Source organism: Yoonia sp. (genome assembly GCF_046292185.1).
GTDB lineage: Bacteria > Pseudomonadota > Alphaproteobacteria > Rhodobacterales > Rhodobacteraceae > Yoonia.
This window is the reverse complement of the sequence record NZ_JBKBQY010000053.1, coordinates 1-24,009: the sequence shown is the minus strand read 5'-3', so window position 1 is coordinate 24,009 and position 24,009 is coordinate 1. Positions and strand designations below refer to the sequence as shown.

Annotated in this window: 23 protein-coding genes; 12 read left to right on the top strand and 11 right to left on the bottom strand. The window is 60.3% G+C overall.

Going from position 1 to position 24,009, the window contains the following annotated elements:
- Positions 1–32 precede the first annotated feature (32 nt).
- Positions 33–1,337, top strand: a complete 1,305-nt coding sequence (gene preA, locus ACK4TM_RS10930) for an NAD-dependent dihydropyrimidine dehydrogenase subunit PreA (RefSeq protein WP_409701098.1) — start codon at positions 33–35, stop codon at positions 1,335–1,337.
- 13 nt (positions 1,338–1,350) lie between these two features.
- Here preA and ACK4TM_RS10925 read toward each other — a convergent pair whose 3' ends face one another.
- On the bottom strand, positions 1,351–1,953 hold the full coding sequence (locus ACK4TM_RS10925) for a TetR family transcriptional regulator C-terminal domain-containing protein (RefSeq protein WP_409701095.1): 603 nt from the start codon (positions 1,951–1,953) through the stop codon (positions 1,351–1,353).
- A gap of 165 nt (positions 1,954–2,118) precedes the next feature.
- Between ACK4TM_RS10925 and ACK4TM_RS10920 the strand changes: the two genes are divergently transcribed.
- The 7 genes from ACK4TM_RS10920 to ACK4TM_RS10890 all read left to right on the top strand — a co-directional run bounded on the left by ACK4TM_RS10920 (position 2,119) and on the right by ACK4TM_RS10890 (position 8,920).
- On the top strand, positions 2,119–3,369 hold the full coding sequence (locus ACK4TM_RS10920; RefSeq protein ID WP_409701092.1) for a Zn-dependent hydrolase: 1,251 nt from the start codon (positions 2,119–2,121) through the stop codon (positions 3,367–3,369).
- A gap of 132 nt (positions 3,370–3,501) precedes the next feature.
- Positions 3,502–3,786 (top strand): GIY-YIG nuclease family protein, encoded by a 285-nt coding sequence (locus ACK4TM_RS10915; protein ID WP_409701089.1) that lies wholly within the window; start codon positions 3,502–3,504, stop codon positions 3,784–3,786.
- 54 nt (positions 3,787–3,840) lie between these two features.
- Positions 3,841–5,295: a dihydropyrimidinase gene (gene hydA / locus ACK4TM_RS10910; RefSeq protein WP_409701086.1), complete on the top strand. Its 1,455-nt coding sequence runs from the start codon at positions 3,841–3,843 to the stop codon at positions 5,293–5,295.
- Complete coding sequence (locus ACK4TM_RS10905; protein WP_409701083.1) at positions 5,295–6,077, top strand: ABC transporter ATP-binding protein; 783 nt, start codon at positions 5,295–5,297, stop codon at positions 6,075–6,077. Before hydA ends, ACK4TM_RS10905 begins: the two co-directional genes overlap by 1 nt.
- Before the next feature lie 48 nt (positions 6,078–6,125).
- Positions 6,126–7,046, top strand: a complete 921-nt coding sequence (locus ACK4TM_RS10900; RefSeq protein ID WP_409701080.1) for an ABC transporter permease — start codon at positions 6,126–6,128, stop codon at positions 7,044–7,046.
- A 2-nt stretch (positions 7,047–7,048) separates the two neighbouring features.
- On the top strand, positions 7,049–7,891 hold the full coding sequence (locus ACK4TM_RS10895; protein WP_409701101.1) for an ABC transporter permease: 843 nt from the start codon (positions 7,049–7,051) through the stop codon (positions 7,889–7,891).
- A 42-nt stretch (positions 7,892–7,933) separates the two neighbouring features.
- Entirely contained in the window at positions 7,934–8,920 is a 987-nt protein-coding gene (locus ACK4TM_RS10890) for an ABC transporter substrate-binding protein (protein WP_409701077.1), read from the top strand.
- A gap of 260 nt (positions 8,921–9,180) precedes the next feature.
- On the opposite strand, the gene ACK4TM_RS10885 is transcribed toward ACK4TM_RS10890, so the two are convergent.
- The 10 genes from ACK4TM_RS10885 to ACK4TM_RS10840 all read right to left on the bottom strand — a co-directional run bounded on the left by ACK4TM_RS10885 (position 9,181) and on the right by ACK4TM_RS10840 (position 19,921).
- Positions 9,181–10,335: an ABC transporter ATP-binding protein gene (locus ACK4TM_RS10885; protein ID WP_409701074.1), complete on the bottom strand. Its 1,155-nt coding sequence runs from the start codon at positions 10,333–10,335 to the stop codon at positions 9,181–9,183.
- 88 nt (positions 10,336–10,423) lie between these two features.
- Positions 10,424–11,641: an ABC transporter substrate-binding protein gene (locus ACK4TM_RS10880; RefSeq protein WP_409701071.1), complete on the bottom strand. Its 1,218-nt coding sequence runs from the start codon at positions 11,639–11,641 to the stop codon at positions 10,424–10,426.
- 24 nt (positions 11,642–11,665) lie between these two features.
- Positions 11,666–12,535 (bottom strand): carbohydrate ABC transporter permease, encoded by an 870-nt coding sequence (locus ACK4TM_RS10875; RefSeq protein WP_409701068.1) that lies wholly within the window; start codon positions 12,533–12,535, stop codon positions 11,666–11,668.
- A 39-nt stretch (positions 12,536–12,574) separates the two neighbouring features.
- The gene (locus tag ACK4TM_RS10870; RefSeq protein ID WP_409701065.1) at positions 12,575–13,459 is read right to left on the bottom strand and encodes a carbohydrate ABC transporter permease; all 885 of its coding nucleotides are present in this window, start codon (positions 13,457–13,459) and stop codon (positions 12,575–12,577) included.
- Entirely contained in the window at positions 13,456–14,619 is a 1,164-nt protein-coding gene (locus ACK4TM_RS10865; protein WP_409701062.1) for a Gfo/Idh/MocA family protein, read from the bottom strand. Before ACK4TM_RS10865 ends, ACK4TM_RS10870 begins: the two co-directional genes overlap by 4 nt.
- A gap of 125 nt (positions 14,620–14,744) precedes the next feature.
- Complete coding sequence (locus ACK4TM_RS10860) at positions 14,745–15,665, bottom strand: ROK family protein (RefSeq protein ID WP_409701059.1); 921 nt, start codon at positions 15,663–15,665, stop codon at positions 14,745–14,747.
- A complete protein-coding gene (nagA, locus tag ACK4TM_RS10855; RefSeq protein WP_409701056.1) occupies positions 15,662–16,810 on the bottom strand; it encodes an N-acetylglucosamine-6-phosphate deacetylase in 1,149 nt (382 codons plus the stop codon). The genes ACK4TM_RS10860 and nagA overlap by 4 nt, the downstream gene beginning before the upstream one ends.
- Before the next feature lie 9 nt (positions 16,811–16,819).
- Positions 16,820–17,908 carry a D-TA family PLP-dependent enzyme gene (locus ACK4TM_RS10850; RefSeq protein WP_409701053.1) on the bottom strand — a complete coding sequence of 363 codons (1,089 nt, stop codon included), beginning with the start codon at positions 17,906–17,908 and terminating at the stop codon, positions 16,820–16,822.
- A gap of 1 nt (position 17,909) precedes the next feature.
- Positions 17,910–19,412 (bottom strand): M81 family metallopeptidase, encoded by a 1,503-nt coding sequence (locus ACK4TM_RS10845; RefSeq protein WP_409701050.1) that lies wholly within the window; start codon positions 19,410–19,412, stop codon positions 17,910–17,912.
- A 2-nt stretch (positions 19,413–19,414) separates the two neighbouring features.
- The gene (locus tag ACK4TM_RS10840; protein WP_409701047.1) at positions 19,415–19,921 is read right to left on the bottom strand and encodes a nuclear transport factor 2 family protein; all 507 of its coding nucleotides are present in this window, start codon (positions 19,919–19,921) and stop codon (positions 19,415–19,417) included.
- A gap of 184 nt (positions 19,922–20,105) precedes the next feature.
- On the opposite strand from ACK4TM_RS10840, the gene ACK4TM_RS10835 reads away from it, so the two are divergent.
- From ACK4TM_RS10835 to ACK4TM_RS10820, 4 genes are all read left to right on the top strand, one after another.
- Positions 20,106–21,011, top strand: a complete 906-nt coding sequence (locus tag ACK4TM_RS10835; RefSeq protein WP_409701044.1) for a MurR/RpiR family transcriptional regulator — start codon at positions 20,106–20,108, stop codon at positions 21,009–21,011.
- 72 nt (positions 21,012–21,083) lie between these two features.
- On the top strand, positions 21,084–21,866 hold the full coding sequence (locus ACK4TM_RS10830) for an SDR family oxidoreductase (RefSeq protein ID WP_409701041.1): 783 nt from the start codon (positions 21,084–21,086) through the stop codon (positions 21,864–21,866).
- Positions 21,867–21,897: 31 nt separating this feature from the next.
- Complete coding sequence (locus ACK4TM_RS10825; RefSeq protein WP_409701038.1) at positions 21,898–23,802, top strand: beta-N-acetylhexosaminidase; 1,905 nt, start codon at positions 21,898–21,900, stop codon at positions 23,800–23,802.
- Positions 23,803–23,808: 6 nt separating this feature from the next.
- The coding region (locus ACK4TM_RS10820) for a M81 family metallopeptidase (protein WP_409701035.1) at positions 23,809–24,009 on the top strand (201 nt) is incomplete at its 3' end.

Here is a 24,009-nt window from a genome sequence, read left to right as displayed (position 1 = left end):
CGGGACTGCGGCGGGAAACAAAGGATAGAGCCATGGCTAATCTGACGACGAATTTTCTGGGCATCACATCCCCTAACCCGTTCTGGCTGGCCTCCGCCCCGCCGACTGACAAGGAATACAACGTCCGCCGCGCGTTCGAGGCGGGCTGGGGCGGGGTTGTATGGAAAACGCTGGGGTCCGAAGGGCCGCCGGTCGTCAACGTCAACGGCCCGCGTTACGGCGCGATCTATGGGGCTGACCGGCGGTTGCTGGGTCTGAACAACATCGAATTGATCACCGACCGGCCTTTGCAAACCAATCTCGATGAAATCAAACGGGTCAAAACTGACTACCCTGATCGCGCGATCATCGTCTCGATCATGGTGCCATGCGAAGAACAGGCCTGGAAAGACATCCTGCCCCGCGTACAGGAAACTGGTGCCGACGGGATTGAGCTGAATTTTGGCTGCCCGCATGGCATGTCCGAACGTGGCATGGGTGCCGCCGTCGGGCAGGTGCCCGAATATATCGAAATGGTCACGCGCTGGTGCAAGCAATATTACGACAAGCCGGTGATCGTGAAACTGACACCCAACATCACCGATATCCGGCAGCCCGCCGCTGCGGCAAAGCGGGGCGGTGCCGATGCGGTCAGCCTGATCAACACGATCAATTCGATCACTTCGGTGAACCTCGACACCATGTCGCCGGAACCATCCATCGACGGCAAGGGATCGCATGGCGGTTACTGCGGCCCGGCGGTGAAACCGATTGCCCTGTCGATGGTGTCTGAAATCGCGCGCCATGCCGATACACGCGGCCTGCCAATCAGCGGCATCGGCGGTATAACCACGTGGCGCGATGCGGCGGAATACATCAGCCTCGGCTGTGGCAATGTGCAGGTTTGCACCGCCGCAATGACCTATGGTTTCAAGATCGTGCAGGAAATGATCAGTGGCCTGTCCGAATGGATGGATGACAAAGGCTATACCTCGGTCGAACAGGTCGTCGGGCGTGCAGTGCCAAATGTCACTGACTGGCAATATCTGAACCTGAACTACGTCGCCAAGGCTAGGATCAGCCAGGATGATTGCATCAAATGCGGGCGTTGCTATGCCGCGTGCGAAGACACCAGCCATCAGGCGATTGCGATGTCCGCCGACCGGACTTTCACCGTGATTGACGAGGAATGCGTGGCCTGCAACCTATGCGTTGATGTCTGCCCGGTGGAAAATTGCATCACGATGGAAGCGATGGAACCGGGGCAGGTTGATCCGCGCACTGGCAAGGTCGTCCAAAAAGAATACGCCAACTGGACGACGCATCCCAACAATCCGGGTGCCGTCGCGGCGGAGTAGCAGGCAAGAAGCCTTAAGGCGCCAGTAATTTCCGATAGAGCATGTCCAGAAAAACTGCCGCACCGTCGTAGGGTGCCCGGTCCCCCAGCACGGCGCGCACCTGCACATCGAAATCGGCGTAATGCTGGGTCAGCGCCCAGATCGAAAAGATCAGGTGATACGGATCCACCGGGGCGATTTTGCCATTGTCCGCCCAGCCTTGGATGATGGCGGCCTTGTCATCGACCAGCGCTTTCAGATCGTCATGCAGAATGGTTTCGATCCGGGGCGCGCCTTGCAGGATTTCATTGGCAAACAACCGGCTTTCGCGCGGATAATCCTTGCTTAGTGCCAGCTTGCGTTTGGCGTAGCCCAGTATTTCCTGCACCGGGTCACCATCCGCGTTCAGTGCTTGCAGCGGGTCGAGCCAGTTGTCCAGCAACCGTTCCAGCAGGGCAGTATGGATCGCCTCTTTCGACGGGAAATAATACAGCAGGTTGGGTTTTGACAGCCCCGCTGCATCGGCGATCTGGTCAAGCGTGCTGCCGCGAAACCCGAACTGGGAAAAGACATCCAGACCCGCCGACAGGATCGCCGCCTGATTGCGTTTTTGTATGCGTGTTGGCGGTTTGGTCATGATCACACAACGCTCATTTTTCAGGCGAAACCGCCGATGAAAGGCCAGGCTTGCTGGCATAATAATCACCTGCCAATGCTTAACGCAGAAAACTTGACTGATGCTGTTCCTCTGTTAGCGTTGTTTTGACCATCTGGTCAAACCAAGAAAAAAGTGGAGAGCCCGATGCCATCCCCCGGTGAGAACCTCAAGATCAACGGCGAACGTCTGTGGGACAGCCTGATGGAGATGGCAAAAATTGGCCCCGGCGTGGCAGGTGGCAACAACCGCCAGACCCTGACAGATGAAGACAGCGAAGGGCGGCACTTGTTCCAGACATGGTGTGACGCCGCGGGCTGCACCATGGGCGTGGATGAGATCGGCAACATGTTCGCACGCCGCGAAGGCACGGACCCCGATGCCTTGCCCGTCTATGTCGGCTCGCATCTGGATACCCAACCGACCGGCGGAAAATATGACGGGGTTCTGGGCGTTTTGGGCGGGCTGGAAATTATCCGCACGCTGAACGATCTGGACATCAAGACAAAGCATCCGATTGTCGTCACCAACTGGACCAATGAAGAAGGCACGCGATTTGCTCCGGCAATGCTGGCCTCGGGCGTGTTTGCGGGCAAGCATGCACTGGCCTGGGCCTATGATCGCGTCGATGCCAAGGGCAAGAAATTCGGTGACGAGCTGGAAAGGATCGGCTGGAAAGGCTCTGAGCCGGTCGGCGATCGCAAGATGCATGCCTTCTTTGAATTGCACATCGAACAAGGCCCGATACTGGAGGCCGAAGGCAAACAGGTCGGCGTCGTCACGCACGGTCAGGGGCTGCGTTGGGTGCAATGCACGGTGACGGGCAAGGAAAGCCACACCGGATCGACGCCCATGCATATGCGCAAGAATGCCGGGCGCGGTCTGGCGCTGGTCACCGAACTGGTCCATGAAATCGCGATGAAGAACCAGCCCAATGCGGTGGGTGCCATTGGCCATATCGACGTCTATCCCAACAGCCGAAATATCATACCCGGCAAGGTCGTGTTCACCGTCGACATGCGGACGCATCTGCTGGACAAGCTGAACGCGATGGTCGCGGAACTGATGGACCGTGCGCCAAAACTTTGCGAAGATATCGGCGTGACATTCGAGGCCGAGATTGTCGGTCAGTTCGATCCGCCCGCCTTTGATGAAAAATGTGTGGCTGCCGTGCGCAACGCGGCAGAGCGGCTGGGGTATAGCCATATGGATATCATTTCCGGGGCGGGCCATGATGCCTGCTGGATCAACGACGTTTATCCCACGGCGATGATCATGTGTCCCTGCGTTGATGGTCTGAGCCATAATGAGGCGGAAGAGATCACGCCGGAATGGGCCGCCGCCGGGGCGGATGTACTGTTTCATGCGGTGGTCGAAACGGCGGAGATTGTCGGGTGAAGGCGGTAGCAGACCTATCCACCCCTGACTTGATCCGGGGCCTCGCTCAACGCTTGGCGAGAGGCCCCGGATCAAGTCAGGGGTGCGATGAGTATTTACCACTTATTCACCAGATGCGGCTAAAGTCGGGTCATGACCCATTTCGTCTACCTCATGGCGTCTCGCGCGGGCGGTGCGATCTATATCGGTCGCACCCGCGACCTGCATGCCCGCGTCCAGCAGCACCGCGACGGACGATCCGCGCATACCGCGAAATACAAGATCAAGACGCTGGTCTGGTTCAAAACCCACGACGATTTCGACACCAGCCTGCGCCGCGAACGCGCGATCAAGCGGTGGCGGCGCGCTTGGAAAAACCAGCTGTTCCATACCGCCAATCCGCATTGGCAGGACATCACCGCCCATATTCCTGTCTGAGCTGGCCCAAGGTCCCGGCTCTTGACCGGGACGGGTGAAGACAGGGAGAGAAAAATGACCACAGTGATCAAGAACGGCACCATCGTCACGGCGGACCTGACGTATAAGGCGGATGTCCTGATCTCGGATTGCCGCATCATCGAGATCGGGCCGGACCTGAAAGGCCATGAACAGCTCGATGCGACGGGCTGCTATGTCATGCCGGGCGGGATCGACCCGCATACGCATCTGGAAATGCCGTTCATGGGCACCTATTCGGCCGATGATTTTGAATCGGGCACCCGTGCGGCGTTGGCCGGCGGCACGACCATGGTCGTCGATTTTGCACTGCCCGCCCCCGGCCAGGGCCTGCATGATGCCTTGCAGATGTGGGATAATAAATCAGGCCGCGCCAATTGCGATTATTCCTTCCACATGGCGGTGACATGGTGGGGCGAACAAGTCTTTGACGAGATGGAAAGCGTCGTCCGTGACCGGGGCATCAACACGTTCAAGCATTTCATGGCCTATAAGGGCGCCTTGATGGTCAATGACGACGAAATGTATGCGTCATTTTCGCGGCTTGCCTCGCTTGGTGCCATCGCGATGGTCCACGCCGAAAATGGGGATGTGGTGGCGGAACTCTCTGCCAAATTGCTGGCCGAGGGCAATACCGGGCCAGAGGCGCATGCCTATTCCCGCCCCCCGCAGGTCGAGGGGGAGGCGGCGAACCGCGCGATCATGATCGCCGATATGACCGGTGTGCCGCTATATATCGTGCATGTGTCCTGTGAAGAGGCGCATGAGGCGATCCGGCGCGCCAAGATGCAGGGCAAACGCGTCTGGGGGGAACCGCTGATCCAGCATCTGACGCTGGATGAAAGCGAATATTTCAATCAGGACTGGGACCATGCCGCGCGGCGCGTGATGTCGCCGCCGTTCCGCAACAAGATGCATCAGGACGGGCTGTGGGCCGGTCTACAATCGGGCAGTCTGTCGGTTGTGGCGACGGATCATTGCGCCTTTACCACGGATCAGAAACGCTATGGCGTCGGCGATTTCACCAAGATCCCGAATGGCACGGGCGGGCTGGAGGACCGGATGCCGATGCTCTGGACCCACGGTGTGCGTACTGGGCGGCTGACGATGAATGAATTTGTCGCCCTGACCTCGACCAATATCGCGAAGATCCTGAATTGCTATCCGCGCAAGGGCGCTGTGCTGGTCGGTGCGGATGCCGATCTGGTGGTCTGGGACCCGGAGAAATCCAAGACCATCACGGCATCAGCCCAGCAATCCGCGATTGATTACAATGTGTTTGAAGGCAAGGAAGTCACCGGCCTGCCGCGTTTCACCCTGACGCGCGGCCATGTCGCCGTGCATGACGGTGACATCCGCACGCAGGAAGGGCACGGGCAATTCGTCAAACGCGCGGCGAATACGCCGACCAATACCGCGCTCGCGAAATGGAAAGATCTGACCGCCCCCCGCCCCGTGCAACGGACGGGTATTCCCGCGACGGGGGTTTGATGTCCGCTGAACCCGTGATCAGCGCCAAGGGGCTGAACCTGACTTTCCAGACAAACGACGGCCCGGTCCATGCGCTGAGAGACGTGGACCTTGATATCGGCAAGGGCGAGTTTGTCAGCTTCATCGGCCCATCGGGCTGCGGCAAGACGACGTTCCTGCGCTGTATCGCGGGATTGGAAACGCCCACGGGTGGCACGCTTTCGGTCAACGGCATGACACCGGACGAAGCCCGGCGCGCGCGTGCTTATGGCTATGTGTTTCAGGCGGCGGGCCTGTACCCGTGGCGCACGATTGGCGGCAATGTGAAGCTACCGTTGGAGATCATGGGGTTTTCCAGGGCTGACCAGGCCAAACGCGTGGCGCGCGTGCTGGCGCTGGTCGATCTTGCAGGGTTTGAGAAGAAATTTCCTTGGCAATTGTCCGGCGGGATGCAGCAGCGCGCCAGTATTGCGCGCGCGCTGGCCTTTGACGCCGATATTCTGCTGATGGATGAACCCTTTGGTGCGCTGGATGAAATCGTGCGCGACCATCTGAATGAACAATTGCTGCAGCTATGGGCGCGGACGGAAAAGACCATCGGTTTCGTCACCCATTCGATCCCCGAGGCGGTCTATCTGTCCACCAAGATCGTCGTCATGTCGCCCCGCCCCGGCCGGATCACCGATGTGATCGACAGTCCGCTGCCACGGGATCGCCCGCTCGATATCCGCGAAAGCGCGGCCTTTATCGAAATTGCGCACCGGGTGCGGGAAGGTCTGCGTGCGGGGCATGTGGATGACTAGGCGCTGCCTCCGGCGGGAGTATTTTCCACAAAGCGAAGGAGCGGCGCTGTGAAATCGCTGGTGCCGATCCTGACCATCGTTGGAGCGATCCTGCTGATCTGGGTGCTGGCCGTGGTGCCGATGAATATGCATCTGACCGCCGATCAGGCGCAGCGTGACGGCTTGGCCGTGACACCTGCCACGCCAGCCGAGCGGCAGGGTTATTCCGGGTTGGGGTTGAGTATTTCCAATCCGGGGCTGATCGGGTTGACCTATACGCTTGACCGCCCGCGCCTGCCGTCACCGCATCAAGTCGCGGGCGAAATGTGGGACACGATCGCGCTGCGCAATGTCACCTCGCGCCAATCGCTGGTCTATCATGGCTGGGTGACTTTGTCGGCGACTTTGCTGGGCTTTGCCATTGGCACCACGCTGGGCATTCTGCTGGCCGTGGGGATCGTGCATAACCGCGCCATGGATATGAGCGTGATGCCCTGGGCGATTGCCAGCCAGACCATTCCTATTCTGGCGCTGGCACCAATGATCATCGTAATGATGGGGTCTATAGGTATTCAGGGACTGCTGCCCAAGGCGGTGATCAGCGCGTATCTGTCGTTCTTTCCGGTCGTCGTCGGCATGGTGAAAGGGCTGCGCAGCCCCAATGCGATGCAGATGGATCTGCTACGTACCTACTACGCCAGTTCTACGCAGGCGTTCTGGAAATTACGTCTGCCAGCGTCGGTGCCTTATCTGTTTGCGTCGTTCAAGATCGGGATATCGGCGGCCTTGGTGGGTGCCATTGTCGCGGAATTGCCGACAGGGGCGCGGGCGGGTTTTGGCGCGCGGATGCTGGTGGGCGATCAATATGGCAACCCGCTGGTGACATGGGCCGCCTTGTTTGCGGCGGCGATCACGGCGGCGGCGCTGGTGGGCATATTCACTGCGCTGGAACGGCTGACCCTGCGCCGGATGGGGATGGTGCAGGCATGAATATGGCGATCATCAGCGTGTTGGCGGTTTGGGGATTGGGTTGGTTCGTCAATGCACGCCTTGCGGCCAGCCGCGCGGCGCAAAGCCCGGTGGTGCGGTTGCTGGTGCCGGCGATATTCGGGCTGACGCTGCTGATTATGTGGGAAATGCTGGTGCGAATGTTGGGAATCAGCCCGATCATCCTGCCTGCGCCCACGGCGATTGCGGACAGGTTCGGCAGTTCTCTTCCTATCCTTTGGGCGGATTTCGAGCAGACGATCATCAAGGGCGCGATGACCGGGTACATCATCGGTTCTGTCTGCGCCTTTGGCGTGGCGATCCTGGCGGACAGGTCGGATTTCCTGACGCGCGGCATCCTGCCGGTTGGCGGGTTCATGGCGGCGCTGCCCATCGTCGGGATCGCGCCGATTTTCGTCAAATGGCTGGGCAGTGACTGGCAATCCAAGGCGGCGGTCGTCGCCGTCATGGTGTTTTTCCCGATCCTTGTGAATATCGTCGCAGGTCTGCGCGATACATCCGCGATGCAGCGCGATCTGATGCGGACCTATGGCGCGGGTTATTGGCAGACCCTTTTCAAGCTGCGCCTGCCTGCCGCGATGCCATTCATCTTTAACGGCTTAAAGATTGCGACGACTTTGGCGTTGATCGGGGCGATTGTTGCTGAATTTTTTGGCTCTCCCACGGTTGGGATGGGCTTTCGGATATCGACATCGGTCGGGCGGCTTGCGCTTGATATGGTCTGGGCCGAAATTGTGGTCGCAGCGATTGCGGGCAGCACGATCTACGGTGTTGTCGCATGGATCGAGGGGCGGGTGACATTCTGGCACCCGTCGCAACGTAAATAACAAGCCCCGGCAAGAGGGCATCACACTGACTAGGAGGTCAAAATGAAGAAGATGATGTTGGCAGCGGCCTGCGCTGCCGGTCTTGGTGGCACAGCCCTTGCCCAAGACAATGACGTGACGCTGCAACTGCAATGGGTCACGCAATCGCAGTTCGCGGGGTATTATGTGGCGCTTGACCAAGGCTATTACGAGGAAGAGGGGCTGAACGTCACGATCCTGCCCGGCGGTCCTGATATCGCGCCGCCACAGGTACTGGCGGGCGGTGGTGCGGACGCGATGCTGAACTGGATGCCATCGGCGCTGGCCGCGCGCGAACGCGGTCTACCCGTGGTGAACATCGCGCAGCCGTTCAAGACATCGGGCCTGATGCTGACCTGCTGGAAGGATAGCGGGATCGAAACCGTCGAGGATTTCCGCGGCCGCACCATCGGTGTGTGGTTCTTTGGCAATGAATATCCATTCCTGAGCTGGATGGCACAGGCCGGCATCCCGACCGAGGGCGGCGAGGATGGCGTGACCGTCCTGCGCCAGGGTTTCAACGTCGATCCGTTGCTGCAGCGGCAGGCGGATTGTATCTCGACCATGACCTATAATGAATATGGGCAGGTATTGGATGCGGGCGTCGATCCTGAGGAACTGATCACCTTCATGTATGAAGATCAGGGCGTCGCCACGCTGGAAGACGGGATTTACGTGCTGGAAGAAAACCTTGAGGACCCGGAATTCGTCGACAAGATGGTGCGTTTCGTGCGCGCCTCGATGCGCGGCTGGAAATGGGCCGAGGAAAATCCAGAAGAAGCCGGTGCGATCATCGTCGAATATGACGAAACCGGGGCTCAATCAGAGGCTGCACAGGTCCGCATGATGCAGGAAATCGCAAAGCTGACAGCTGGGTCCAACGGCGCGCTTGACCCGGAAGACTACGAACGCACCGTGGCGACGTTGCTGGGCGGCGGGTCCGACCCGGTGATCTCGGCCGAGCCAGAGGGTGCCTGGACGCATCTGATCACGGATCAGGCGCTGGAGTGATCTGACGCGGACGACCGGGCGCTGGTCGAAAGGCTGGCGCCTGAGATTTGGTGGCATACAGCCATTATGGCTGTATTGGTGCCCGGCACATCAGGGACATGGGGATGTCGATGGACGATGCGTGCAGCGCTTCACCCTGCCCCTAGCTTTGCGAGGCGTTTGAGCTTCTGGACGGTGACGGCGAGGAGGAATTCCTCGTTTACTCCCGTCCCGGCCTTTGAACGACATTCCGACTTGATTGCAACAACAATGCCCGCCGCTCAGTTCGCGGTCTGCAACATGCCGACCGGTTTCTGCATCCGCATGGCGGCCATGTCGACGTGGCGTTCGAAGGCCTGACCATTGGCATCGAACAAATGGCAGTCAGCAGTGGAAAAGGACAGATCGACCGTCGGTGCCTCGACCGCGGCTTGTGTGCCGGACAATACGAAACAGAAATTGCCCGCATCCCCCGCGAGCGGCGCATAGCCGATGGTGTGCTGGCCCAGATATTCCACCACCGAAGGTGCGACCGTCAGTTGCGCTTCGCCCGCGCCCAGCACGACGTGTTCGGGCCGGATGCCAAGCGTCATCTGAGTGCCTTTCAGCGCCGGTCCCTGATCGGAAGGCACGCTGACCGGAATGGTCAGGGATTTGCCGTCATAGGTCACGGTGACACCGGCATCGGTGACAGCATCGCAGATCACTGGCAGGAAATTCATCCGGGGATTTCCGATGAACCCCGCGACAAACAGGTTCTGTGGCTTGTGGTACAGTTCCAGCGGTGCGCCGACTTGTGCGATCACCCCGCCGTTCAGCACCACGATACGGTCAGCCATTGTCATCGCCTCGACCTGATCATGCGTGACATAGATCATCGTCGCACCTAATTGTTTGTGCAGGCGTGTCAGTTCGATCCGCATGTCGGTGCGCAACGCGGCGTCCAGGTTTGACAGCGGTTCGTCGAACAGAAAAATCTCGGGTTCGCGCACGATTGCGCGTCCGATAGCAACGCGCTGGCGCTGCCCGCCGGACAGGTTGCCGGGCCGCTGATCCATTCGTGTTTCCAGATGCAGGATACGCGCGGCTTCGTCGACCTTGCGCCTGATTTCGGCCTCTGGTGCACCTTCGACGCGCAGGGGGAACGCAATGTTTTCATAAACGCTCATATGCGGGTACAGCGCATAGGACTGGAACACCATCGCGATGCCACGCTTGACCGGGGCCAGATCGTTGACACGTTTGCCATCGATGACGATATCGCCGCCTGATGTGTCTTCGAGTCCTGCGATCATCCGTAACAAGGTGGATTTACCGCAGCCCGACGGGCCGACAAAGACCATGAATTCGCCGTCATGCACGTCAAGCGATACATTCCTGACGACCTCGAACGTGCCAAAGATCTTGGTGATCTGGTTGAGGGAAAGTTGGCCCAATTCGCTGCTCCTGCTGGTGTGGTATGGTCTTTCGGACCCGAAAGAAAAAAGGGGCGGTGCCCGGCACAACAGCCGGGCACCGGAGTGGTTACTTGTAATCTTCAAGCTGGCCCGCCGCGCGCGTCAGCGCATCGGCAGGTTCAGCGTCGCCGGTCACGACGGCCTGCACCATTTCGATCATCACATTCTGGAAACCGGTATAGTCAGTGAACAGCGGCTCTGGTCCGCCAAATTCGATGCCGTCGATATAGGGCGCCCAATGCGGGGCTTCCGCGACCAGGTCGTCAACCGCCGCGGATGGCCGCAATGGGGTCAGGCCGGCATCGGGCGACATTTCATATTCCAGCTGCACGTCGGGCGAGGTGATGAATTTGGCAAATTCAATCGCCTTGTCCTCAACCCCGGTTTCGGAAAACACCACCAATGAATCGGTGATCAGCAAGGTGCCAGGGCCTTCGGCTGCAGGGCCGGTCGGCAGGTTGGTCACGCCCCAGTTCATATCGGTTTCCATCGCACGAAACGCGGTGCCGATGGAGGCTTGCAACATGCCAACCTGACCATCCAGAAAGATCGCGCGCATTTCGTTTTGTTCATAGGCGGTCGCGCCCGGCACAGAATAGGGTGTGATGTCGCGGTAAGCTTCCAGGGCCTGCAACACTTCGGGGCTGTCCATCACGATGTTGTCGTCGGAATCGATGATCTGCCCGTTGTTGGTGTAAACCCAATGCAGAAACTGGTGCATCGTGTTGTCGAATGTCTTGGCAGACAGCCCATAACCAGAAAAGTCGGTGTTTTCAGTGATCTGGCGCGCCGCGTCGATGGTTTCTTCCCATGTGGTGGGCGGGCTTTCGGGGTCCAGACCTGCAGCTTCGAAAATGTCCTTGTTCCAGTACATCGCCTTGGTCGAAAAGGCGATCGGCACGCCCCATTGTGTGCCCTCGAACGTCACCGTGTCGACGATATGGGGGTAATATAGTGCCATTTCATCCTCGGACATCGGCACCGGTACGATCAATTCATTGATCGCAAATTCCTTGAGCGTGCGTGACCCCACATAGGCCATGCCCACCGGGCTGCCCGCCGCGGCAAGGGTGGTGGCCTTGTCCTGACATTGCGCCCAACCCACGACCTCGGGTGTGACGGTCCAGCCTTCGTTCATCGCCTCCCATTCGGCGATATAGTTTTCATGGACCGGGTCGATCCGGTCCCCGCAATAGATCCAGCTGATATCCTGCGCCATCGCAGGCAGCGCGGTCGTTCCGGCCAGCATCATCCCGATCAGGCCTGTTTTCGCAAAAGTTGTCACGTCACGTCTCCTTGTTGGTGGTGGTTATTGTTTGACCGCGCCGGCAGTCAGCCCGCCGACGAGATAACGTTGCAGAAAGAATATGATGACCAGCGCAGGCGCGATCCCCACGAAACTGGCAGCCATCAATTCGTTCCAGATGACCTCTTGCTTTCCAAAGAACGCGAACAGGCCGACCGGCAGCGGCATGTATTCGGTCTTGGAATTAAAGGTCAGTGCAAAGATGAATTGCTGCGCATAGGCCCCGATAAACGTCATGATCGCCACGACGATGATCCCCGGACGCGCGATCGGCAGGATCACACGGCGGAAGGTATAGAACTGCGATGCGCCATCCATATAGGCAGCTTCATGCAATTCGGGCGGGATGCGCATCATATAAGTGCGCAACAGCCAGATCGCCGACGGGATCAGGAACGCCGCGCCGGGGATGATCATCGCCCAATAGGTGTTCAACAACCCCAGCGTCCGCATCAGACGGAACAGCGGGATCAGCAGAACCGCGCCCGAAAACATCGACACCGCCAGAAACGCCCCCAGCACCAGCGCCATGCCCTTGAACCGAAACCGCGCAAAGGCATAGGCGGCAGGCACCACCAGCACCAGAACGATCATCGTGGCCACCGTCGCGATCAGCAGCGAATTAAAGATATAAAGCGCGAAATAGGGGATACGGATCCACATCGTGCGATAGGCCTCGAAGGACCCGTTTTCCGGCCAGAACCGGTAAGGTGTTGAAAAAAGCTGCGCCAAAGGTTTGAGACTGACCAAAAACCCTTCGATAAAGGGTGACAGCATGAAAAATAGGAACACGAAGATGCCCAGATAGATCATGATCAGTTCGACCCAGCTATAGCGGTCGATCATCGCACGGGTGCTTTCACGGCGGCGCATAAAGGGCAGTCTTGGGAAAGGTATTCTCATCAGCGGCTCCTATACCCTGTCCATTTTCGACAGCCGGCGCGTGATACGGAAATAAGCAAGGCAGAACAGCGACAGAAAGATACAGATCACGACGGCGCGTGCCGCCCCTTCGCCATAGCGGCGCGACCCGATGGCCGTGGAATAGGTGTCGATGATCATCGTCGTGGTACTGCCCGACGGGCCGCCCTGCGTCAGAATCCAGATGATGTCGAAACTGTTGAAGGTCGCGATCAACGACAGCATCGACATGGTGATCACAGCAGGCATCATCAGCGGCAATGTGATGCGCCGGAACCTGTACCAGCGGCTGGCGCCATCGGTCCACGCGGCCTCGTACAGATCGCGCGGGATCGCCTGAATGGCGGCCAGAAAATAGATCGTCACCATCGGCACGCCGATCCAGACATCGGTCACGATTGTCGCCCAATAGGCCGACCGCCCATAGGCCAGAAAGGCGACAGGCCCGTCCACCAGTCCGAACCGTTGCAACAGGCCCGAAATCATGCCGAACTGCCCATTATACATCCAGCCCCACATGAAAATGCCGATTGCCATTGGCACGACCCATGGCGGCATTGTTAAAATGCGGAACAGGTTGCGCCCGGGCACCGCACAATTCAGCAGCACCGCACCAAAGGTGCCGATGATCATCTTCAGCAGCACCGAAAAGAACGTCCAGGTAAAGGTGCGGATAATGATTTCTAGAAACCGCGCATCAAAGATGCGTTCGTAATTCGTCCAGCCGACATAATCCGTGGTGCGGCGCAAGGATGCGTTGGTGAACGACAAACGGAAGGTTTCAACCAGCGGCCATGCGACGATGACCAGCACGTAAAGGATCGCGGGCGTCAGCAGCAACCATGCAAAATACCATGCAGCACGGGACTGGGTCATGCCACCGCACCCTTGCGCACCAGCGCTTCGTCATAGCGGTCCCAGATGGGACGCAGATCCACGACCTGCCTGCTGCGGCGCGCGTCATCCATGCTCAGCGCAAGGATGCCCGCCTCCAGCGCGTCAAGCGGCGATACCGGCAGCGGGCCGTTGTGCATGACATGGGCGATCACCTCGGCGGCCATGGTTTCATCGGCACCGTAATGTTCCGACAGGGCCGTCGCCTGATAGGTTTTGTCGATCTTGGTGGTTTCAGTCATCACGTCTGTGACCTTGAAACCGGCACGGATGAAATCCCCCTCGGCCTGCCCCTTGGTGCCGAAAACGGCAAAGCGGCGGAACTGGTCAGGGGCGTTCAAATTGGTGTGGAAATTCATGCCCACGCCATTGGCATATTCAATGATCGCGACCTGATAATCGATGATATCCCCGTCGCTGTCGAACACACGATCCGACCCGTTCCAGCCCGATGGTTTGCGATGGAACAGTTCCAGATCATTCGCGCCATCGCGGCGCGGATCATTTTCAGGCACAAAGGACTTGCGCCCGCCGAAGCTGGCTACACGTTCGGGGCGCGCGCCGATCAGGCCGTTATACAGATCCAGATCGTGGCAGCATTTTTCCAGCATGAAACTGCCCGCCCATTTTTCATAACGCCGCCAGTCGCGCATGAAAAATGCCCCGTGATAGGGATAGATATGTTCCGCCGCCTCGACCGACACGATCTGGCCCAGCAGACCGTCATCGCGCGCCGCGATCAAGTCACGGTACAGCGGCGCATAGCGCAACACCAATCCCACCAACAGCCGGTCAGACCCGTGCCGCGCCAGCAACCGCGCCAGATCATAGGTCTGCTCTATCGTGGCCACGATGGGTTTTTCCGAAAAGATCGTATTGCCCGCTTCCAGACCAAGGCGGATGTGATCCAGATGCAGGTGATTGGGCGATCCGATCATCAGCAGGTCGTATCCGCCCGCATTGATCAACGCCTCAGGCGATGCATGCACCGTGCCTGCGCTGATGCCATGCTCGGTCAGTGTGGGTAACCCGGCGGGAGCCGGATCGAAATATCCCACAATTTCAAAGGTCGGGTCCATCTGGCTGAAAACATAGCCAAGATAGCCCAGACGATGTCCTAGGCCGATGATCGCAACCTTCATGCGGCTTCTCCAGAAAGAAATTAATTTTCGTTATCTGGGCCTATATTCAGCGTTCAGTCAAGAAATTTCATTAAAAATTTATGCTTAGCGGTAATTAGTGTAATTCCTTTTCACAAACCGCCAGTTTATTGCGTCCTTTGCCCTGCCTTGTGCAACCCCAGCAGGGCGGCGCCGATCAGCCCCGGTTCGCCTGCGCATTGCGCCGGGATCACCAAAGGCCGGGCGAATCGTTGCAGGCATTTCGCGCGCACCGCCGCGTCAAGTGCACCGATCAGCGCAGGTGCCGTCGACAGCCCGCCGCCCACCACGATAACGCCCGCGCCCAGCACATTCTGCACCAGCGCCAAAGGCCCTGACAGCACCGCCAGCCAGATATCTACAGTCCGGCTGGCGGCGGCATCGCCCTGCGCCCATGCAGCGACAATGGCGCGGCTGTCCGCCACGGTACCGTCATGCAGAAAGCTGTGCAGCCGTTCTATGCCGCGCGCCGAACAGACCGCATCCAGACAGCCATGCAATCCGCAACCGCAGGCAAAGGCGGGCAGCGCGATGTCGAACTCATCGAATAACCGTTGGGCCACTGGGGCATGCCCGATTTCACCGGCAAAGCCTGCGTGATTGATCAGCTCACCGCGTACCACCACGCCACCACCGACACCGGTGCCAAGGATCAGCCCAAAGACGACAGCATGGTCGCGCCCGGCGCCGATCATCGCCTCGGCAAGGGTGAAACAATCGGCATCATTGGCCAGCACAACGGGCAGGCCCAGGGCCTGCTCCAGATCGCGTTGCAACGGCCTGCCATTCAGGCAGGGAATATTCGCGACGGTGGCCAGCCCGGTTTCCCCGTCCACCACACCCGCGATGGAAAACGCAAGACCCGCAGGCGGCAGGCTGGCCCCCGCCACGGCCTGTTGCAGCACCGCGATGAAAGCATCGAAATCATGCGCCGGTGTGGGAATCCGCGCACCCATGACGATATCATCGGCACCATGCGCCTCGGCGGGTTTGATGGCGGTGCCGCCGATGTCAAAACACAGAATCATGCCGGCCCTGCCGCCACGCGCGCGCCGGCGATCCATGTGTCAGTCGGCGTCACCTCCGGTGTCAGCGCCAGAAAATCCGCCCGCGCGCCAGGGCGCAGATGCCCGCGATCCGCCAACCCGAGCGCTGCTGCAGGCGCGCCCGATGCCAGATACAGCGCGCGGTCCAGCGGCACGCCCAGCGTCAGATGCAGATAGCGCACGGCATCGATCAGCGCGATATCTGCACCGGCCAGCGTTCCGTCCACCAAGGTCAGCCGCCCGTCGGCGCGCAGGATCTGTCGTCCGTTCAGCACCAGACCCTTGGCATCGCTTCCCACCGTCGACATCGCATCGGACACCAGAAACATGCCCGCCGGTCCGGCCTTGGCGCGCAGAGCGATGCGCAGAGCTGTCCCGTCAACGTGAAATCCATCCGCAATCACCCCGGCCCAGAACCGCCCGTCATCCAGCGCAGCACCGGTCAAATGAGGGCTGCGGTGGCCCAGCGGCCCCATCGCGTTGAACAGATGCGTAGCCATGCGTGCGCCCGAATCGGCATAGCCGCGCGCCGTCGCATCGCTGCAATCTGTATGCCCAAGGCTGACACAGACTCCCGCCCGCACCAGTGCCGTGACCTGCGCTGTGCTGACGGATTCCGGCGCGATGGTGCAGATCAGCCGGTCCAGCCGTTCTGCCGCCGCCGTCAGCAGGGCCAGATCGTCATCCGACATCGCCCGGATCAGTGCGGGATCATGCGTGCCCTTGCGCGACAGCGCCAGATGCGGCCCTTCCAGATGCAACCCGACAAAGCCTGCTTGGCTGCCATCCGCCGCGATGGCCGCGTCGATCGCCTGTTGCGTCACCTCTGCCCGGTCGGTGATCAGCGTGACCATCACGCCTGTCGTGCCGAACCGTGCATGCGCCGCACAGATCGCAGCGATGCCCGCAGCCGTCGGATCATTGTTGAACAACACGCCACCCCCGCCATTGACCTGCAGGTCAATCAGCCCCGGCGCGATTATACCGTCGATCACCACGCCCGCGGGCGCCTTGGCTTGAGGCACGATATCTACGACACGGCCCCCCGCCACCAGCAAGGCGGCAGTATCATGCCAGTCGCTGCCATCAAAGATACGGGTCGCGTGATATGCATCAGGGTGGGTCATGCGCGGGCTTTACCAGACCGTGCCGCGTGCCGCGACCTTTTCCACCCGTGTCACGACACCGTCGCGATGAAACACCATCCGGTCAAACAGGTTCGACACGACACAGGTATGGTTCGGCACGATCCGGACCTGCGCGCCCACCGGCGGCAATGCAGCGGTGCAGCCGGACAGATCGACGACGGCATGTTCTTCGGACAAGGACACGATCCTTGCGCCGGGCAGCGATACAATCTCGCCATAGTCGGCAAAGCCCAGTAAATCGGATGTCAGCGCCTTGGACCCTGCATCAAGCACGACGCGTTGCGGTGTCGGCCGCGACACCACCGTGGCCAGTACATGCATCGCCAGATCATCCGGCCCGCAGGCCCCCGCACGGACCATGGATCTGTCGTTATAGACATAGGTGCCCGCCCGGTGTTCCGTCGCTGTGGGCACCAGATGCGCACTGAACAGATCGGGTGACCCGCCATTGGACCGCGTGGGGCAGGCGATACCGTGCCCGTCCAGCAGAGCCATCGTTTCGCGTAGAAACGCCTCGACCGCTCGTGCGCCACCCGGCGCAGGATAGGTCATAAGCCCGTCAAACACCAACCCCGGCGCGGCATGGATCTGCTGCGCCAGTTCAGCGGCGGCCTGCGGCGTCTGCACACCGCAGCGCCCGGCACCGGTGTCGCATTCGACCAGCACCAGCAGCGGCTTGCCACCGCCCACAGCATCCGACAAGCCCTGCACGGTCACCGCGCTGTCAGCGACAACGTGCAATTTGGCGACATGGTCATTCAGCGCCATCAGCCGTGCAAGACGATCCTTGCCCATGATATTATAGCTGATCAGGATATCATCGCACCCGGCATCGGCGAAAACCTCGGCCTCGGTCACTTTCTGGCAATTCAGCCCGATGGCACCGGCAGCGATCTGCTGGCGCGCGATGGCGGGGATCTTGTGGGTTTTGATATGCGGGCGGAACGACAGCCGATGCGCATCCATATAGGCCTGCGTGCGCGCGATATTCGCGGCCAGCCGGTCCTCATCGATCACCGGCAACGGCGTCAGCACATCGGCCAGCGGCGTGCCGATATCGGGCCAGGGAAATGCCATGTCAGACCACCTTTGCAAATGGATCGGCCACGCGTGGCCAGATGTCAGGGCGCACAAACCGGTAAGGCGTGACCGCGGGATTGTTCGGATAGGGCATGCCTGCTGAACAATAAAGGATCTCGGCTGCAATCGGGGCAAAGGCCGCGTTGAAATGATTGGTGGATTTGATCACTAGGATGCGCTGTTCGCAGGGGTCAATCCCCATCACATGAAACAGCGACGGATCATAGCTTTGGGCGCGGACCGTGTTCAGGATCACCTCGATCCCAATGGGCGCGCCTGCGCTGTCCAGCAAGGCCACACGCGCCGCCGGACCAAACGGCACGACACTTTCGCCAAAAGTCATGGCCGCATCTTCCGACAGCGTCAGCACCTGCACCAATGCGTCAACCGGATCACCCGTGAACGGCGCGGATTTCGCACCAAAGCGCAGCGGCATAACCGCACCCGTCCCCGCCGCACGGCACAGGCTGACGGCAATCGGGTCCCAGATCGTGCCTACGGCCACGCCGGTCGCACCGCGCGCCATCAATTCGGCGAGCAGAACCGTCGCATCGCCTGCCGTACCACCGCCCGGATTGTCCCACATGTCCGCGATCACCACGGGACCGGCCTTGGCCTGCATCGCTGTGGCGACCGCGTCTTTCTCGTTCAGCACGGGCATCATGAATTTGCCGCGCAGCGCGAACAATTCCTGCCCCAGCCGGGTCGCAAGCGCGGTGCCATACGCCGCATCGCCATCGGTCACGGCAATCATCTGCGTGCCCATTTCCGGCACATCACCGGCCATGAACCCATGAATCGCCGACAGCGACAGCACCTTTGGGTCATCGGATTCGATCGCCAGCATACGATCCACAAACCCGCGCATCGGTTCGCGTGATGTGGGAAAGACATCAATCATCCGGCAATCATAGGTCGACATTACCGGCCTGACGCGCCCTTGCAGCGTATCGACGACAATCGCCCAAAGATCATGCGCACGCGCGACAAAATCGGTATGCGGAAATTCCTTGAACGCGACAAAGAAATCGGCCGCTGCCACACGCTGCGCGGTCAGATGACTGTGGGGGTCAAGCTCGGCGCAGACCAGAATATCCGGCCCCACGATCTCGCGCACACGCGCCAGCAGATCACCTTCGGGATCGACGCAGCCCTGCGCCACCATCGCGCCATGCAGCCCCAGCACCACCGCATCGACCGGCATCGCCGTGCGTAGCTGGTCGAGTATTTCATCACGCAGCGCCACATGCGCAGCGCCTGAAACCAGCCCCGCCGGATCGGCCCAGGCCGCCGTGCCTTCGATCAGGGTCCAGCCGAGTCCGGCACAGACACGCCGCCCCACGGGGATCGGCGCGGTACACAGCGTCGCAGTGTCGGGGTGCTGGCCGGGTGCTGCATAAAAGGAATCTTCAAACGCCTGCCGGTCAATCACGATGGGCGAAAATGTGTTGGTTTCCGTCGCCAGCGCAGCGACGAATATCCGTTTGGCATCACCGGACATTCTCAATCGTCCATGACATGCGGCAGATACCCCAGAAAGCCCGCGATCTTCCAGCGGCCATCCAACCTGCGGCACCAATAGAGCGTCTGCCAGTTCATCTTTTCACGCGACCCGTCGCTGCGCGGCAGATGCCCGTCGAACCGCTTGCGGACCAACGCGGCATCGCCGGTGATCTCGATCTCTTCCAGCCGTGTCGCGGCAAAGATCCCTGCACGCGGATCGCCGGCATAGGCACCCGCCGCCTTTTGCGCCCCGAAATCCTGCGCTTGCCTGATCCAGTCATCGCGATAGGCCGACAACGTCGGATAGGCCAGAGTATAGCCATCGGGTTCGCGCTGGAAATGCCCGCTGAACCCGGTAAAGTTGTCAGCGATGAAATCGCCCGCGACCGCATCCCAGTCCGCGGCGACAAAGGCATCGATATCGCGCTGCACCAACATATCCCAGATCGCCGCGCGGTCGTTGTCGCTTGCGGAAAACGGATTACGATAAGGGTCGCGTTCGGTCATTTTTCAGGCACCTTATGAAATTTATTTAAGCATAAAACCGTAATTCCGACGAAAATCCAGAAAAATTTGTGCATATCGGCCAGTAATTGAAAATAAATTTCTTTCTGGGCTAGCTTGCCATAGATTTGACCAGTAACATCAAAACAGATCATCCGCGCAAACTCCGCGGACCGAAAGGGCCATGATGACAGATTCGTCCGATCCGATACCGCTGAACAGCGCGACCGACAATCTTATCCTCAGTCTCGCGGACGAGGACGGGCGCCTGTCGGCGATGGAAAAAAAGCTGGCCAGCTTTGTTCTGGCCGATGTGCATTACGCCACCAACGCATCCATCACTGATATCGCGGCCGGGGCGGGCGTGTCGCCACCTACGGTGACGCGGTTCTGTCGCCGCCTGGGCTGTGCGTCGTTTTCAGACTTCAAGGTGCAACTGGCCAAAAGCGCCTATGTCGGCCTGCGCTATCTGAACCCCGAAACCGTCACATCCACAAGTGCCGAAGTCGCCGAAGATATCGTGACCAAGGCGCAAAGCGCGCTGTTTGAAATGCATCGCACGCTGGATCTGCCGAAAATCGAAGCGGCTGTCGACCTGCTGGCCAAGGCGGACATGATCTATGCCTTCGGGTCAGGCGGCAATTCTTCGATGATCGCGCATGAAATGCAAAACCGGCTATTCCGGCTTGGCGCGCGTATTTCGGCATCGTCGGACCACGGCATGAACCTGATGCTGGCCGCCGCCGCCGCCCCCGGCACGGTGGTCTTTGGGTCATCCTTTACCGGCCGCGACCGCGAACTGACACATTGTTTTCAGCTTTTGCGCAAACGCGGGATTCCGACAATCGCGCTGACACAGGCCGGATCACCGCTGGCAGAGATGGCCGACGTCGTGATCTCGATCAACCTGCCCGAAGGCAAGAATATCTTTCGCGCGACCTCTACCCGGTATGCGTCGTTGGCGATGGTGGATATCATCGCCAATCTGGTCGCTTATGCCGACCGCAAGAAATCCACCCGCATCCTGCGCGGCATCAAAGAAGAACTCGTCCAGCACCGCGACGGCGATGACAGCCAATTGCTTGGCGATTAGGCCCCATCCGCTGGTGCGGTGGCGGTCGCACCTGTCGGGATCACACCACCCACCGCCAAAGGAATGACCATCATGCAGACATTGGCCCTGGTCACGGGCGGCGCTGGCGACATCGGGCGCGCCATCGTTGCACGGCTTTTGCAAGATCACGACATCGTGGTGATCGCTGACCGCGATATCACCGCAGCCGAACGCGCGGCGAATGAATTTGGCGCGCGCACATATGCCATCGCGCTTGACGTCACCGATGCGGCCAGCTGTGCCGCCATGGCCGACCGGCTGCGCGACCTTGGCCGCTTGCAGACGCTGGTCAATGCTGCTGGTGCCGCCCTCGCCGAAAGCCTGCATGCTACAAACGCCAGCCAATGGGCCGCCGACCGCGCGCTGAATTTCGACGCCTGTTTCACCGTGTTTAAGGCGGTCGAAACCCAGCTGATCGCGGCACAGGGATCGGTCGTGAATATCGCCTCGGTCAACGGAATGGGCGTGTTCGGCCACCCCGCCTATTCCGCGGCCAAGGCAGGCATGATCCATCTGACACGGCTGATTGCGGTGGAATATGGCCATCACGGCATCCGCGCCAATGCCGTCGCCCCCGGCACCGTGCGCACCCAAGCCTGGGAAGCGCGCGCCGCCGCCAACCCCGCCGTGTTCGATCAGGCCGCCGCACATTACGCCCTTGGCCGCATCGTGCAGCCCAGCGACGTGGCCGAGGCTGTGGGCTTTCTCGCCTCGCCCGTTGCCGCTGCGATCACGGGCATTTGCCTGCCGGTTGATTGCGGACTGACCGCAGGCATACCGGCACTGGCTGCGACCTTTAGCCAATCCCCCGATTACCAGACACAAGCAGATTGATCTGCACATTCTTCACGATAAAGGCCCTGACATGACGTATTTTCTGGAAAACACCTGGCTGCCTGACCCGGCCCCTGCGGGCACATGGCAGATCACATTGCACAACCTGTCCGACACGGCGCTGACCGGTTTCCGGCTTTCGCTGACCTCTATCACACGGGTCATGCCCAGCCATGACCTGCACAACGCGGTTTTTCACCGCCGCGCTGCGAATTATCACGAATTTTCGCCCAAGGATGCCGCCCCCCTTGCGCCCGGCGACGCCTGGACCTTTTCAGTCAGCGGGCTGAACCGGTCACCCTTTCACCGCAATGACGCGGCCAAGACCGCTTGGATCACCCACAGCGACGGCAGCACCCACCCCGTTCAGACCGGCGATCTGACGCATGGCGGCACCGCCCCTGCCCTGCCCGCGCCGCGCCTGCCTGCGGGGCGGCTGACGCTGCCTTTTGCCGTGCTGCCATGGCCCAATGCGATCGACGCCGCACCCGGCGACGCACCCGTCATCCTGCATGCAGCACCCGGTGCTGCACAGGACGACCTGCGCCTGATGCTGTCGGTCGACGCGCTGCACAGCCGCCTGTTTCCCGCCGCGCGCCGCCTGTTCCAGCTGTCGGACGTGCCGGGCAGCCGCGCCCTGCGCTTTGCCAACGATGCCGCGATCCCTGCCGAAGGCTACCGGCTTGATTTCGGCGATGACATCATCCTTGCCGCCAGCACTGCGGCCGGTCGGCGTTACGGGCTGATCACGCTGGCGCAGATGCTGCACGGGGCCTTTACCGACCCAGATTTCAAATTCCCCGCCACGGGACAGATTGCCGACGCACCCCGCTATGACTGGCGCGGCTGCCATTTGGATGTGTCGCGCCATTTCTGGCCCGCCGATGACGTGCGCCGCATCATCGACATGATGGCCTGGCAGAAATTCAACCTGTTCCACTGGCACCTGACCGACGACGAAGGCTGGCGCGCCGAAATCAAGGCCTACCCCCAACTGACTGACACCGGTGCCACACGCGGTGCCGATCTGCCGGGCATGCTGCCGCAACTGGGCGATAGCGCGGACAGGCAGCGCGCGTTCTACACACAACAGGACATGCGCGATGTCGTGGCACATGCCACAGCCCTTGGCGTCGACGTGATGCCCGAAATCGAAACGCCGGGCCACGCCGCCTGCGTGCTGGCCGCCTTGCCGCATCTGGCCGACCCCGATGAAACACCCGACAGCTATTACTCGGTGCAGGGGTATTTCAACAACGCGCTGAACCCCGCCGTGCCCGAAACCTTTACCATGCTCGAAACCGTCTTTGACGAAATCGCTGAAATCTTTCCGTCCCGCTATATCCATATTGGCGGGGATGAGGTGGCCGCCAACGCATGGCTCGCCTCGCCACTGGCGCGCGCGCTGATGAAACGCGAAAACCTGTCCGGCACGTTTGAGCTGCAAAGCTGGTTCCTGCGCCGGGTCAAGGCGATGCTATCCGCGCGCGGCAAGGTCATGGTCGGCTGGAATGAAATCGCCCATGGCGGCGGGGTACCCCCCGAAGATACGCTGCTGATGGCATGGGAAAACCCGCAAGTCGGCATCGACCTCGCAAAACAGGGTTATGACGTCGTGATGACACCGGGCCAGGCCTATTACCTTGACATGGTGCAATCGGACGACTGGCTTGACAACGGCGCAGGCTGGGCTGGTCCCGTCCCCCCGGAACAAAGCTATACCTACGAGGCCGAGGGTGATTTCCCCGCCGATCTGCGCCAGCAGATGCGCGGCGTGCAGGCCTGCATCTGGTGCGAACATTATACCACCAAAGCATGGTTCAACGATCTGATTTTTCCCCGCCTTTGTGCCGTGGCCGAGGCTGGCTGGACCCAATCCACCGCCAAGGACTGGCACCGCTTCGCCCGGCAGGTCCGCCTGCATCCCACGCTGTAAATATTCATGATCATGAAAGACACCACGATGCGCATTGCTGTCGGCGGCATCCATACCGAATGTTCCACCTATTCCCCGGTCCTGATGCAGACTGAAGATTTCACCGTGCTGCGCGATACCGACCTGACGGGCAGCCCCTATTTCGGCTTTCTGTCGGATTTCAACGCAGACATCGCCCCCCTGCTGCATGCACGCGCAGTGGCGGGC

Bases quoted from the DNA above. Each gene is read 5' to 3' on its own strand.
- preA (WP_409701098.1), top strand. From the start codon at position 33: ATGGCTAATCTGACGACGAATTTTCTGGGCATCACATCCCCTAACCCG.
- ACK4TM_RS10925 (WP_409701095.1), bottom strand. From the start codon at position 1,953: ATGACCAAACCGCCAACACGCATACAAAAACGCAATCAGGCGGCGATC.
- ACK4TM_RS10920 (WP_409701092.1), top strand. From the start codon at position 2,119: ATGCCATCCCCCGGTGAGAACCTCAAGATCAACGGCGAACGTCTGTGG.
- ACK4TM_RS10915 (WP_409701089.1), top strand. From the start codon at position 3,502: ATGACCCATTTCGTCTACCTCATGGCGTCTCGCGCGGGCGGTGCGATC.
- hydA (WP_409701086.1), top strand. From the start codon at position 3,841: ATGACCACAGTGATCAAGAACGGCACCATCGTCACGGCGGACCTGACG.
- ACK4TM_RS10905 (WP_409701083.1), top strand. From the start codon at position 5,295: ATGTCCGCTGAACCCGTGATCAGCGCCAAGGGGCTGAACCTGACTTTC.
- ACK4TM_RS10895 (WP_409701101.1), top strand. From the start codon at position 7,049: ATGGCGATCATCAGCGTGTTGGCGGTTTGGGGATTGGGTTGGTTCGTC.
- ACK4TM_RS10890 (WP_409701077.1), top strand. From the start codon at position 7,934: ATGAAGAAGATGATGTTGGCAGCGGCCTGCGCTGCCGGTCTTGGTGGC.
- ACK4TM_RS10875 (WP_409701068.1), bottom strand. From the start codon at position 12,535: ATGCGCCGCCGTGAAAGCACCCGTGCGATGATCGACCGCTATAGCTGG.
- ACK4TM_RS10870 (WP_409701065.1), bottom strand. From the start codon at position 13,459: ATGACCCAGTCCCGTGCTGCATGGTATTTTGCATGGTTGCTGCTGACG.
- ACK4TM_RS10865 (WP_409701062.1), bottom strand. From the start codon at position 14,619: ATGAAGGTTGCGATCATCGGCCTAGGACATCGTCTGGGCTATCTTGGC.
- ACK4TM_RS10860 (WP_409701059.1), bottom strand. From the start codon at position 15,665: ATGATTCTGTGTTTTGACATCGGCGGCACCGCCATCAAACCCGCCGAG.
- nagA (WP_409701056.1), bottom strand. From the start codon at position 16,810: ATGACCCACCCTGATGCATATCACGCGACCCGTATCTTTGATGGCAGC.
- ACK4TM_RS10850 (WP_409701053.1), bottom strand. From the start codon at position 17,908: ATGGCATTTCCCTGGCCCGATATCGGCACGCCGCTGGCCGATGTGCTG.
- ACK4TM_RS10845 (WP_409701050.1), bottom strand. From the start codon at position 19,412: ATGTCCGGTGATGCCAAACGGATATTCGTCGCTGCGCTGGCGACGGAA.
- ACK4TM_RS10840 (WP_409701047.1), bottom strand. From the start codon at position 19,921: ATGACCGAACGCGACCCTTATCGTAATCCGTTTTCCGCAAGCGACAAC.
- ACK4TM_RS10835 (WP_409701044.1), top strand. From the start codon at position 20,106: ATGACAGATTCGTCCGATCCGATACCGCTGAACAGCGCGACCGACAAT.
- ACK4TM_RS10830 (WP_409701041.1), top strand. From the start codon at position 21,084: ATGCAGACATTGGCCCTGGTCACGGGCGGCGCTGGCGACATCGGGCGC.
- ACK4TM_RS10825 (WP_409701038.1), top strand. From the start codon at position 21,898: ATGACGTATTTTCTGGAAAACACCTGGCTGCCTGACCCGGCCCCTGCG.